We start from the raw sequence: 12,635 nt of genomic DNA, 5'->3' as shown, positions 1-12,635 counted from the left end.
GAAGATTTCCTCGGTCTTCAGGCGGATGCCCACGGGGACGTTGCGGGGAACTGCGGGGTTTCGCCGGCTTCTCCCCAAAGCCTGCGAAAGCGACCGCACTCATTGAACGGCGGGTCAGAATAGGCTAGGAAAATGCCCATGTAACAGGCATTTGGCAAGAGAGCGACGCGAGAATCGCCTAAACCTTGATGTCCTGCAGGAACCTGCCCGAGGCGAATACTGATCATGACCAACGACATCCCGGCGCGCACCAACGTGCCCGCCAATGCCCCGCCCCGTATCGAAATCCTGCTGGTCGGCATGAACGGCGACCTGCGCGGCAAGCAGATCCCGCTGGAGGCGGAGAAGAAGGTCTGGGACGGCACCGTGCGCCTGCCCTCCTCCACCCAGTCGCTCGACATCTGGGGCGACGACAACGACGACATCACCGGGCTGTCGCTTTCGGTGGGCGACCCGGACGGCGAATGCGTGCCCGACCGCCGCTCGCTCGCCGCCATGCCCTGGGCGCCGACCGGCTCGAAGCAGGTGCTGGCGACCATGCACGAACTCGACGGCACGCCGAGCTTCATGTGCCCGCGCGCGATCCTGTCGAACCTGCTGAAACGCTTCGAGGAGCGCGGGCTGACGCCGGTGGTGGCGACCGAGCTGGAATTCTACGTGGTGCAGGACGACTGGCGCACCACCGGCAAGCCGCGACCGCCGGAACGGCTGATGTATCGTGACCAGCCTAACGGCTTCCAGCTCTACGACATGAGCGCGGTCGACGCGCTGGACGACTACCTGCAGACGGTGCGGGCCTATGCGCGCGAGATGGAGCTGCCGGCGGATGCGACGACAGCAGAATTCGGCCACGGCCAGTTCGAGATCAACCTGCTGCACCGGCCGGACGCGCTGGCGGCTGCCGACGACTGCATCTACCTGAAGCGCGTGGTCGAGCAGGCCGCCCGCCGGCACGGGCTGAAATCCACCTGCATGGCCAAGCCCTATGCCGACCAGGCGGGCTCCGGCCTGCACGTGCATGCGAGCATTCTCGACAGGGACGGCCGCAACATCCTCGACGCCAAGGGCGGGGATCCGGCGAAGCTGAAATCGGTCACGGCCGGCATGCTGAAGACGATGCGCGAGGCGCAGTTGATCTTCGCCCCGTTCGCCAATTCCTATCGCCGCTTCCAGCCGGGTTCGTTCGCGCCGGTGGATATCGACTGGGGCTTCGGCCACCGCGGGACTGCGATCCGCATTCCCGACAAGGACGGCCCGGCCGCCCGCGTCGAGCACCGCGTCGCCGGCGCCGACGTCAATCCCTACCTGCTTCTGACCGCCATCCTCGGCGGCATCCTGCTCGGCCTCGACGACGACCTCGATCCGGGCCCGGCGACGGAACCCGGCAAGGACCCGATCGGCGTGCCGCGGCTGACGCACGACTTTCTCACCGCCGTGGATGAATTCTCCGCCTCTCCCTTCATCGCCGACGTGTTCGGCGAGCCCTACCGCAAGCTCTACGGCGACACCAAGCGCAAGGAAGCGATCACCTACCTGCGCACGGTTTCGGACTTCGACTACCAGACGTATCTGCCGCGGATCTGAGGCTTCAGCAGATCACGCCGCCGCCTCGGTGGTCGGCGAGGACTGCTGCGCCTCGACGCGCGGGACGATCACCTTCAGTTCGCCGGCATGCAGGCGCAGGGAGACGTCCTTGCCCATCGGCAGGAGCTCGCCGTCGATGACGCAATTGACGGCGCGGTCGATCTTGGGGAAGTGCAGGTCGACGGCGCTGCCGGTCATCTCGGTCACGTCCGCGTTCTCGCGCAGCTTGCCGCGCATGATGTCGGCGGCGAGCCTGGCCACGCCGCGGGACGTCAGCGGATTGGCGACGTAGAAGCCGAGATGGCCGCCGGTCACGTCTTCGGCATAGAGCAGCCCGTCGTTGCCGAAGCGGTTGTTGGAGACGTTGATCGCCGAGACGCTGCGATGCTCGCGCACGCCGTCGACGTCGAACTCGACCTCGAATTCCGGCGGATCCAGCATGACACCGATGGCGGCGCGCACATTGGCCGCCATCTTGCCGACCCGCGAGCGGTAGGTCATCGCATTGCGCAGCCGCACCATGCGCGCGTGCATGCCGGCGGAGAACTGGTGGACGAAGGCGCGGCCGTTGGCGCTGCCGATGTCGGCTTCGGCCACGGTGCCTTCGGCGAGCGCGTCGAGCGCGTGCCAGATGTTGAGCGGTATGCGCAGCGAGCGGGCGAAGAGGTTCATGGTGCCGGCCGGGACGACACCCAGCGAGATGCCGCTTTCCCAGGCGAAACCGGCTGCCGCCGAGATCGTGCCGTCGCCGCCGCCGGCGAGCATGGCGTCGAGGTCGGTGCGGTCGGCGCAGCGGCGCAGCGCCATCTCGATATCGGCCCCCTCGACGACGTCGCAATCCAGATGGTGGCCCGCATCGCCGAACACCTTTTCGGCATGGCGGACATAGGCTTCCATGTCGGTGGTGCGGAAGGTGCCGCCATCCTTGTTGAATATCGCCTGAATCCGCATCGGGTTCTCCGGTCCTTCTCGCGCCCTCCCCAAACGTGCTCCGCATTAGATAGTTGCAAAGCGGCGAAATAACAGCGGCAGCCCACTTCGATCACCTGCGCATGGGGCGCGGTGCTGCCATGCAAAAATGCGAATACTGAATCCGCCAGACGATGTTAACGTTCGTCAAGCTCCGCGCTTGTTCGCAGAGTCCAACCCTGTCGTTCATTCAACGCATGGCCGTCGGCCGGAACGCCTGCACCGCACCTGGGAGGGTGGTCGCGCGCACTTCTGCCCTTGCACTGCGCTGCCCACCGAGAAGCCTCCGTGTCCGAAATGCATCCCGCCGCAAACGCCGCCTCCCTTGCCGACCAGCCCCGCGTCTCGCCGCTCACGGTGTCGCTCATCATCCTCGCGCTCGCCGTCGGCAGCTTCGGCATCGGCACGGGCGAATTCGCCATCATGGGCCTCCTGCCGGACGTCGCCACCACCTTCGGCGTCTCCAATGCGCAGGCTGGCTATGTCATCAGCGCCTATGCGCTCGGGGTCGTCGTCGGCGCGCCGCTGCTGGCGGTCATCGGGGCGCGCTTCCGCCGGCGCGACCTGCTTCTGGCGCTGATGAGCGTGTTTGCGATCGGTAATATCGCCAGCGCCCTGGCGCCGACCTTCGAGAGCTTCATCGTGATGCGCTTCCTGACCGGCTTGCCGCACGGCGCCTATTTCGGCGTGGCAGCCCTCGTCGCCGCCTCGATGGTACCGGTCAACAGGCGCACGCAGGCCGTCGGCAAGGTGATGCTCGGCCTGACGCTCGCGACGCTCATCGGCACCCCGCTTGCCGCCTTCTTCGGCCAGATCCTCGACTGGCAGTTCCTGTTTTCGGCCGTCGGCGTCACCGGCGTGCTGACGGTGGGCCTCATCGCCGTCTTCCTGCCGCGCGACAGGGCGCCGGTCGGCATCAACGCCTTTACCGAACTGGAGGCCTTGAAGCGCAAGCAGGTGTGGCTGACGCTCGGCATCGCCGCCACCGGCTTCTGCGGCATGTTCGCCGTCTTCACCTATATCTCGCCGATCGTCACCGAGGTCGCCCGGCTCGACCTGTCGATGGTTCCGGTCATCATGGCCGTCTTCGGCTCGGGCATGATCGTCGGCAACATCTTCGGCGCCAAGCTCGCCGACCTGTCGCTGATGCGCACGATCGGCTGGTCGCTGACGGTCTATTTCTTCGTGCTCGTCACGCTCTCCCTGACCGCGCACATCCCGGCCATGCTGTTTGTCTGCTGTTTCCTGATCGGCTGCAGCTTCGTCGTCGGGCCAGCGTTGCAGACGCGACTGATGGATGTCGCCGGCAATGCCCAGACGCTTGCCGCGGCCCTGAACCACTCGGCCTTCAACGTCGCCAATGCACTAGGCGCCCTTTTCGGCGGCATCGCCATCGACCTTGGCTACGGCTACGGCTCGATGGGCTTCGTCGGCGCCATCATGGCAATCTGCGGCATGCTGGTGTTTGCGACGTCGGTGGCGCTCGACCGGCGCGACCGGCAGGTTCCGGCTGCGATCGTCCCGGCGGAATGACCGGCTGACCTCCGGTCGAGGTTGAGCGCGCGGCCGCAGGAATGCGGCGCGCCACTGCGCATAGAATCCGTCGAATTCCCCTTCCCTATCCCGCCTCCAGGCACCCGCATCGCAGGCCCGCCGGCCGTGCGCGACCTTGCACGGTTGCGCCCGGCGACCGGCAGTCGCGCATGCGCACAAGGGTGTTACCGAGGTGACACCTTCCGACACGCGCTCTGGTAGAGATGTCTCCAGCGGCCCGCCGAACGAACCGAAAGGATCGGGGCGGGTCGGACCGGAAGCCGGGACGGCGCCGGAAGATCCAACATGTGTTTCGGAGACTGAAATGCCTCGCTTTATCGATTCCCTGACCGGTTCCGACTGGTTCGGCTACCTCGCCCGCACGGTGCTGACCTCCATGTTCTGGATGAGCGGCCTGGCCAAACTGATCGACTTCGATGCCGGCGTTGCCGAGATGGCGCATTTCGGACTGGAACCCGCCCCGTTCTTCACCGCCGCCGTCGCGCTGACGCAGTTGTTTGGATCGGCCTTCATCATCGCCAACCGCTTCACCTGGCTCGGCGCCGGCATGCTCGCGGTCTTCACCGCACTCACGATCCCGATCGCGCACGGCTTCTGGGCGATGGAAGAACCGTTCCGTACCCTCGAGTTCTATGTCGTCATGGAGCACGTGACCGTCATCGGAGCGCTGATGGTCGTTGCCTGGAAGTCCACTCATCCCGACCGGTTTGCCGCTGCGGCGTAGCGGCAAAGGGACGCCGCCCCGCCCCCCAACTCCCGGGGCGGCGTCCTGATCGCGCCCATTTTTCACAAATGACGGAACCTTCGGCGCTCCATGGCGTGCCTGGACGTCCGCCCATCCCGACCGGTTTGCCGCTACGGCGTAGCGGCAAAGGGACGCCGCCCCGCCCCCCAACTCCCGGGGCGGCGTCCCCGATCGGTCCGGCTCGCAGAGCCCAAGAGAACAGAAAACAAGAGAACAAGAGAGAGGCCCCGGCGCGACACGCCGGGGCCTCTTCGTTTCCTTCGGGTGATATTCCGCTCAGCCGTGCACGATCTCGCGGTGGCGCTGCAGGCGCTTGCCATAGGCCTGGCTGACGCGGTCGAAGATGATGGCGATGCCGACGATGGCGAGCCCGTTGAAGATGCCGAGGGTGAAATACTGGTTGGAGATCGCCTTCAGCACCGGCTGGCCGAGGCCCTGGACGCCGATCATCGATGCGATCACCACCATCGCCAGCGCCATCATGATTGTCTGGTTGATGCCGGCCATGATGGTGGGGAGCGCCAGAGGCATCTGTACGTTCTTCAATTTCTGCCAGCCCGACGAACCGAAAGCGTCGGCGGCTTCCAGCACGTCCTTGTCGACGAGGCGGATGCCGAGATTGGTCAGGCGGATCATCGGCGGGATGGCGTAGATGACGACGGCGATCAAGCCCGGCACCTTGCCGATGCCGAGCAGCATGACGACGGGGATGAGATAGACGAAGCTCGGCATCGTCTGCATCACGTCGAGCACGGGATTGATCAGGTTCTGGAGCCGGTCGGAGCGCGACATGGCGATGCCGATCGGAATGCCGACCGCGATTGACAGCACGGTGCAGACGAAGATCATCGAGATCGTCTTCATCGTGTCGTCCCACATGTCGAAGTAACCGATGAGGAGCAGCGTGGCGACGCAGCCGGCGACGATCTTCCAGTTGCGGCTGGCGAGCCAGGCGATCAGTGCGATCGCGAGGATGACGATCGGCCAGGGCGTGCGCGTCAGAAGCCGCTCGGACTGGATCAGGAAGAACTGCAGCGGATCGAAGAAGCTCTCGATCGTGTCACCATAGGCACGCGTGAACGCGCGAAAGCCCTCGTCGATCGCCTTTTTCAGATCGCGCAGCGAATTGTCGTTCATGTGCGGAAATTTGGTGAGCCATTCCATGCCCGTTCCCCTTCTTCTTGCCTCTCTGCGCCACCGGCCGTGCTGCCGGAGGCCGCCGGAAAACCGACAGGCGGCGCGCCCTGTCCGGACGCGCCGCCGAGTTTAACAGTTGCAGGATCAGAGCGAAGCCTTGACCTTCTCGGCAGCTTCCGGCGAAACCCAGGGGGTCCACAGGGCTTCGTTTTCCTGCAGGAAGTGCTTGGCGCCGTCCTCGCCGCTCGCCTGGTTGTCGGTCATCCAGGCCATCAGCTTGTTGACCGTCTCGTTGGTCCAGGCGCGCTTGTTGAGGTAGTCCATGACATCGGAACCGGCGCGGTCGGCGAAGCTCTTCGTCACCAGCGTCTGCACCTTGTCCTTCGGCCAGTCGTTCTTCTTCGGGTCGGGGCAATCGGCTACGGTGTTGCAACGCTTCCACTCGGCCGCATCGGCCGGGACGCCGTGCTCGAGCTTGACCATCTCGTATTTGCCGAGCAATGCCGTCGGGGCCCAGTAGTAGCCGACCCAGCCTTCCTTGCGCTCGTAGGCCTTGGCGATCGAGCCGTCGAGGCCGGCGGCCGAGCCGGTGTCGAGCAGGCTGAAGCCGGCTGCCTCACCGCCATAGGCCTTGAACAGCTGCGCGGTGACGACGGTGCCGCCCCAGCCCTGCGGGCCGTTGTGAACGGCGCCCTTGGAGGAATCTTCCGGATCGGGGAACAATTCGGGATGCTTCAGGGCATCGTCGATCGTCTTGATCTCGGGATTGGCGTCGGCGAGGTATTTGGGGATCCACCAGCCCTGGACCGCACCGTCCGACAGCGCCACGGCGGCGCCGACGAGCTTGCCCTCTTCGAGGCCGCGGTTGACGACGTCCGGCAGCAGGTCGACCCAGCCTTCCGGCGCCAGATCCGGCTCGCCCTTCTCGATCATCGAGGTGATGGTGGGAACGGTGTCACCGACGATGACATCGGCGTTGCAGCCATAGCCCTCGCCCAGGATGATCTTGTCCAGGCTTGCCAGGACCTCGGCGCTCTGCCAGTTCATGCTGGCGATCGTCACGTCGCCGCATTCGGCGTTTGCCGCACCCGCAAGGCCGAACAGGCCGAAGGCGAGACACGTGGTTGCAAGAAGCTTCTTCATTGTCGGTTCCCTCTATCCGGCGGCGATTTCGCCCCAATGTCCGACTGCACCGCCGCAACCGGCATCGCGATTGGAAGCATCGGACCGGCCCGACGGCAGCGGTCGGAACGGCTCGGATGCACAGTCCCGAGTTTTGCAGGAGTGCGGGGGAATGTCGCTCAGAATGCGCCCGAGACTGGCCCCATTGCGCCATCGCCATCAAATCGCCGCGAGAGACCGGCTGCACCGCGACCAGCGCCGCCCGTTATGCGGGTGCTGCGCTAATCGGATGATAGCATTCAGCTTTTTTTCAGTGCACAGCCGAATCAGGCCTGCACCACCACGACCCGGTCGCCAACCTTGACGCGTTCGTAAAGGTCAATGACATCGTGGTTCAGCATGCGCACGCAGCCGCTCGACATGGCAAGGCCGATCGATTCCGGCTGGTTGGTTCCGTGGATGCGGAAATGCGTGTCGTTGCCGCCGCGATAGAGATACATGGCGCGTGCGCCGAGCGGGTTCCACGGGCCACCCTCCATGCCGCCGGCGAGCTTGCGGTAGCGCTCCTCGCGACGCATCATGTTCTGGGTGGGCGTCCAGCGCGGCCAGTCCGCCTTGCGGCCGACATAGGCGTTGCCGGCAAAGGCCAGCCCCTCGCGGCCCACGCCGACGCCGTAGCGCATCGCCCTGCCCTCGCCGAGCACGTAGTAGAGCCGGCGCGCGGGGGTATCGACGACGACGGTTCCAGCCTTGTGCGGCCCCTCATAGGCAACCTCCTGGCGGCGCAACTCGGGCTTGATCTTGTCCAGCGGCATGGCCTTGAGCGGGAATTTCTCGTCCGGAATGGCGGCATAGTTGGCAACGTGGCTCGGTGCATTGGTGGAGCAGCCGGCAAGCAGAGCGGACATGCCCAGCAGAAGGCCTCGGCGGGAAATCGGCATGAATGTGTCCTTGGCAAGTCAATATGACGACCCAAGGTTTATTGAGATTATGGTTAATGAATTGATAAAGTTGCGTTCGGGAAAGTGATCACGAATGCGTCAACTGACGCGGAGGCACCGCCGTGGAACAGATGGAATCCTGATGGCAGTTGGGGTCCGTCCGATTGATCCGACGGACGCCCTCCCTCACATGTTCAGATAGACCGGCCCCTCGCCCGCTCTTCTGTGCGGGGGTCCATGCGGTCCGGCTCCCCGAACACTACATGTTCGGATAGACCGGCCCTTCGCCGCCTTGTGGCGGCACCCAGTTGATGTTCTGGTTGGGGTCCTTGATGTCGCAGGTCTTGCAGTGGACGCAGTTCTGGGCGTTGATGACGAAGACGTCCTTGCCGTCCTTCTGAACCCACTCGTAGACGCCCGCCGGACAGTAGCGGGTCGACGGGCCGGCATAGACGTCGAGTTCCGAGGTCTTCTGCAACTCCGGATCCTTGACCTGCAAATGGATCGGCTGGTCTTCCTCGTGGTTGGTGTTGGACAGGAACACCGAAGAAAGGCGGTCGAAGGTGAGCACACCGTCGGGCTTCGGATAGTCGATCTTCTGGTGCTTCTCGGCCGGCTCGAGGCTCTGCGCGTCGGTCTTGCCGTGCTTCAGCGTGCCGAAGAAGGAGAGGCCGAACAGCGTGTTGGTCCACATGTCGAGCCCGCCGAGGGCGACGCCGACCGCCGTGCCGAACTTCGACCAGAGCGGCTTGACGTTCCTGACCTTCTTCAGGTCGGCGCCGATCGCGCTGTCGCGCCAGCCGCGCTCGATCTCGATCGGCTCGTCATGGGCGCGACCGCTAGCGATGGCATCGGCCAGCTTCTCGGCGGCGAGGATGCCGGAGAGGACCGCATTGTGGCTGCCCTTGATGCGGGGCACGTTGACGAAGCCGGCCGAGCAGCCAATCAGCGCGCCGCCGGGGAAGGACAGCTTCGGCACCGACTGGTAGCCGCCCTCGGTGATGGCGCGGGCGCCGTAGGAGAGACGCTTGCCGCCCTCGAAGGTGCCCCGGATGGCGGGATGCGTCTTGAACCGCTGGAACTCCTCGAACGGATAGAGCCAGGGGTTCTTGTAGTTCAGGTGGACGACGAAGCCGACGGCCACCAGATTGTCCTCCAGGTGATAGAGGAACGAGCCGCCGCCGGTCTTCATGCCGAGCGGCCAGCCGAAGGAATGCTGGACGAGGCCGGGCCTGTGGTGCTCCGGCTTGACCTCCCAGAGTTCCTTCAGGCCGATGCCGAACTTCTGGGGCTCGCGGCCCTTCGATAGGTCGAACTTCGAAATCAACTGCTTGGCAAGCGAACCGCGCACGCCCTCGCCGATCAGGGTGTACTTGCCGAGCAGCGCCATGCCGCGGGTATAGTTCGGGCCCGGCTCGCCGTTGCGCTCGATGCCCATGTCGCCGGTGGCGACGCCGATCACCGCGCCCTCGTCGTTGTAGAGCACCTCGGTCGCGGCAAAGCCCGGATAGATCTCGACACCAAGTTCCTCCGCCTTGGTGGCGAGCCATCGACAGACATTGCCCAGCGAGACGATGTAGTTGCCGTGGTTGTTCATCAGGGGCGGCATGGCGAAATTCGGCAGGCGAATGGAGCCGGCCGGGCCGAGCAGGAGGAAATGATCGTCCTTCACCTCGGTCTTGAAGGGGTGGCTGTCGTCCTCGCGCCAGTCGGGCAGCAGACGGTCGATGCCGATCGGATCGACGACGGCACCGGAGAGGATGTGCGCTCCGACTTCCGCGCCCTTCTCGAGCACGACGACGGTGAGATCGGGATCGACCTGCTTCAGCCGGATGGCCGCGGCGAGGCCCGCCGGCCCCGCGCCGACGATCACAACGTCGAACTCCATGCTCTCGCGTTCGGGAAGTTCCATCGCCTCGCTCATCCGTTCCTGCCTCCGCTGCCGTCCCTTGACGGCTGAATGGTTATTGCGGCCCTCATGACAAATGCGCAAGTCCCTGTCGAGCCAAGGGGCGACAGGGAGTGTCCGCATTTGCGCATGACGTCATGCCCGAGGGCAGACATTTATTTGCATTGACGTGCACGTCAACAACGAATGTCGTCGGAAGGCCGTTTCTCCCGCACCCGGCGGCCGCCGCCGGCCGATGGGCACGTCGCAGCCTATGATCGATATCGCGAACGCTCTTGACGATCCCGGAACTATTCTTGACAGAATCAGTGCCAGCCGACCCGAGAAATGTCGGATACGTGTTTGGCAAGCTGTGGCGAGCGTACTATAGCCATCTGCACGCCGGCACCCGCCGGCATGACGGATCATATACGAGGCGCCCCGCTCGGCACCGCCTCGGGACGAACAGCGCTGGCAGGAGAGAACAGATGGATCTCGGCATCAAGGGAAAGAGAGCACTGGTGCTCGCCTCGTCGCGCGGGCTCGGCCGCGGGATCGCCGCAGCACTTGCGCGCGAAGGCGCGGACGTGCTGCTGTGCGGACGCAATGCCGACAGCCTTGCGGAAAACTGCGCCGCGATCAACGCCGAAGGCCAGGGGCGCGCGTCGTTCGCCATCGCCGACCTGTTCGACGCCGACGTGGTTGAAAAGCTCGAGGCGGCGGTCGCCGAAAAGCTCGGCGGGATCGACATTCTGGTGAACAACTCCGGCGGCCCGACGCCAGGATCGACCGAGGATATGACGCCGGAGACGCTTGCGACCTATTTCAACGCGATGGTCCTGCGCCTGATCACACTCACCAACCGTCTGCTGCCGCAGATGAAGGCGCAGCGCTGGGGCCGCATCCTGACGGTCGCCTCCTCCGGCGTGATCGAGCCGATCCCCGGCCTGGCGCTTTCCAACACCTTGCGCCCGGCGCTTGCCGGCTGGTCGAAGACGCTGGCAAGCGAGGTGGCGCAATACGGCATCACCGCCAACATGCTGCTGCCAGGAAGCATCCGCACCGATCGGCTGGAGAGCCTCGATGCGATGGCGGCCAAGCGCAGCGGCAGGTCGATCGAGGCGGTTCAGACCGAGTCCGAAGCGGAGATCCCCGCCCGCCGCTACGGCCGCGTCGAAGAGTTTGCCGCCACGGCCGCCTTCCTCTGCAGCGAGCCCGCAAGCTACGTGACCGGCACGCTCGTGCGCTGCGACGGCGGCGCTGCGCGGTCGACCTGAGCGGAATGCGCGAACGGCGCGCGCCCATTCCGGCCGCGGCCTTGCGGCAGGTGCGGCCGTTCCTGTATGGCTAGGGCATGATCTCCGCCGCTGACCTTCAAGCCGCCGAACTGGCCGCCCTGCTCGCGTTCCACGCCGATGCGGGGGTCGAATGGCTGCTCGAGGACCAACCGGTCGACCGCATTGCCGAGTTCGAGGCGATGCGGGCAGCCCATGCCGCCCGACAGGGCAGCGGCGATGCGCCCGCCCGGAGCACGGACGACCGACAGCCGCCCTCCGGAAATGCGGGCGCGCGCAACGCCGCGCGGGCCGCACCCCGCGAGATCGCAGCGCCCGCGGTCGCCATGCCCGACGGACAGGCGGTGGCCGAGGCGTCCGCCGCAGCGGCAGGTGCCACGACGCTGGACGAGCTCAGGGCGGCGATGGAGGGTTTCGGCGGCTGCAACCTGAAGAACAGCGCCCGCGGACTGGTCTTCGCGCAAGGCAACATGCAACCCTCGATCATGGTGATCGGGCCGATGCCCAATGCGGACGACGATCGCGAAGGGCTCCCCTTCTCCGGCCGGCAGGGCGCGATGCTGGACCGCATGCTCGCCGGCATCGGCCTTGCCCGCACCGATGTGCTGCTTTCGAACGTCATTCCCTGGCGTCCGCCCGGCAACCGCGTGCCGTCTGTGCCGGAGAGCGACATCTGCCGCCCCTTCATCGAGCGCCAGATCGCGCTGGCGGCGCCGAATCACCTGCTGATTCTCGGCAATTTCGCCGCCCGGTTCTTCTTCGGCGGCACCCAGACCATCCATCAGATGCGCGGAGAATGGCGGCAAATGGAGATCGGCGGGCGAAAAATCGCAGCCCTCGCAACACTGCACCCGCAGGATCTTGCCGCCGCACCGATCAGCAAGCGCCTTGCCTGGCAGGACTTGCTTGCGTTTCGCGCAGGACTGACGGGGTCGACTGAGCGAATCGACTGATAGATTACCTGTTTATTTTCAATGCTTTATTCGAATACAGCCGCAACAGCCGAACGTGGACTTCGCGTTCCTGCCCGAATCGTTGCCTTCTTCATGAACAGAATATTACGAGAGCCATGCGATCTGCGCATATCAGCGGGGCGTAATGTCGCATTGCAAGTCGGATGCTGCGCTGCAATATAAGCGACGGGAGGACAGATTAAGGATATACGATCATGACCGCCCGCCTTCGCCCCATCCATTCGAGCTTCGAGACGCTGCGCCATGCCGCCTACCGTCCGGCCGATGGCTTCGGTGGCCTGCGCACTCCGGCCAACGAGCAGATGACCGCTTCCGGCTATGCTCGCATCAACCGCCCTGCAAACATCTACGCCGAGTTCGTGCAGCGCTGATAGCGCCTTCGCGTTCATCCGGACCATGCAGACGCGCTTTGCCGTTCCAAGACCG

The 12,635-nt window shown here is 65.1% G+C and carries 11 protein-coding genes; 6 read left to right on the top strand and 5 right to left on the bottom strand.

The features are described 5' to 3' along the window. The first annotated feature begins 225 nt into the window (after window positions 1–225). Window positions 226–1,584 carry a glutamine synthetase family protein gene (locus GGQ64_RS19105; protein WP_183806920.1) on the top strand — a complete coding sequence of 453 codons (1,359 nt, stop codon included), beginning with the start codon at window positions 226–228 and terminating at the stop codon, window positions 1,582–1,584. Between the two features lie 12 nt (window positions 1,585–1,596). Here the strand turns inward: GGQ64_RS19105 and GGQ64_RS19100 are convergent, their stop codons facing one another. Beyond that, on the bottom strand, window positions 1,597–2,535 hold the full coding sequence (locus GGQ64_RS19100; RefSeq protein WP_183806919.1) for a diacylglycerol/lipid kinase family protein: 939 nt from the start codon (window positions 2,533–2,535) through the stop codon (window positions 1,597–1,599). A gap of 315 nt (window positions 2,536–2,850) precedes the next feature. Here GGQ64_RS19100 and GGQ64_RS19095 point away from each other — a divergent pair, with 315 nt between their 5' ends. Next, window positions 2,851–4,086, top strand: coding sequence for an MFS transporter (locus GGQ64_RS19095; protein WP_183807150.1), 1,236 nt, complete (start codon window positions 2,851–2,853; stop codon window positions 4,084–4,086). Between the two features lie 325 nt (window positions 4,087–4,411). Then, complete coding sequence (locus tag GGQ64_RS19090) at window positions 4,412–4,831, top strand: DoxX family protein (RefSeq protein ID WP_183806918.1); 420 nt, start codon at window positions 4,412–4,414, stop codon at window positions 4,829–4,831. Between the two features lie 297 nt (window positions 4,832–5,128). Here GGQ64_RS19090 and GGQ64_RS19085 read toward each other — a convergent pair whose 3' ends face one another. The 4 genes from GGQ64_RS19085 to GGQ64_RS19070 form a co-directional block, all read right to left on the bottom strand. Then, complete coding sequence (locus GGQ64_RS19085; RefSeq protein WP_183806917.1) at window positions 5,129–6,016, bottom strand: ABC transporter permease; 888 nt, start codon at window positions 6,014–6,016, stop codon at window positions 5,129–5,131. Between the two features lie 117 nt (window positions 6,017–6,133). Then, complete coding sequence (locus tag GGQ64_RS19080; protein WP_183806916.1) at window positions 6,134–7,132, bottom strand: ABC transporter substrate-binding protein; 999 nt, start codon at window positions 7,130–7,132, stop codon at window positions 6,134–6,136. Window positions 7,133–7,437: 305 nt separating this feature from the next. Continuing rightward, a complete protein-coding gene (locus GGQ64_RS19075; protein WP_183806915.1) occupies window positions 7,438–8,052 on the bottom strand; it encodes a L,D-transpeptidase in 615 nt (204 codons plus the stop codon). A gap of 259 nt (window positions 8,053–8,311) precedes the next feature. Then, window positions 8,312–9,976 (bottom strand): electron transfer flavoprotein-ubiquinone oxidoreductase, encoded by a 1,665-nt coding sequence (locus GGQ64_RS19070; RefSeq protein ID WP_183806914.1) that lies wholly within the window; start codon window positions 9,974–9,976, stop codon window positions 8,312–8,314. 452 nt (window positions 9,977–10,428) lie between these two features. Between GGQ64_RS19070 and GGQ64_RS19065 the strand changes: the two genes are divergently transcribed. From GGQ64_RS19065 to GGQ64_RS19055, 3 genes are all read left to right on the top strand, one after another. Then, window positions 10,429–11,217 (top strand): SDR family oxidoreductase, encoded by a 789-nt coding sequence (locus tag GGQ64_RS19065; protein ID WP_183806913.1) that lies wholly within the window; start codon window positions 10,429–10,431, stop codon window positions 11,215–11,217. 77 nt (window positions 11,218–11,294) lie between these two features. Continuing rightward, a complete protein-coding gene (locus GGQ64_RS19060; protein ID WP_183806912.1) occupies window positions 11,295–12,188 on the top strand; it encodes a uracil-DNA glycosylase in 894 nt (297 codons plus the stop codon). 215 nt (window positions 12,189–12,403) lie between these two features. After that, window positions 12,404–12,580: a hypothetical protein gene (locus GGQ64_RS19055; protein WP_183806911.1), complete on the top strand. Its 177-nt coding sequence runs from the start codon at window positions 12,404–12,406 to the stop codon at window positions 12,578–12,580. Window positions 12,581–12,635 lie beyond the last annotated feature (55 nt).

Origin of the sequence: Mycoplana azooxidifex (assembly GCF_014196765.1) — a bacterium.
GTDB classification, from domain to species: domain Bacteria; phylum Pseudomonadota; class Alphaproteobacteria; order Rhizobiales; family Rhizobiaceae; genus Mycoplana; species Mycoplana azooxidifex.
The sequence above is the reverse complement of the archived record's forward strand: the minus strand, read 5'-3'. Positions and strand labels throughout refer to the sequence as shown.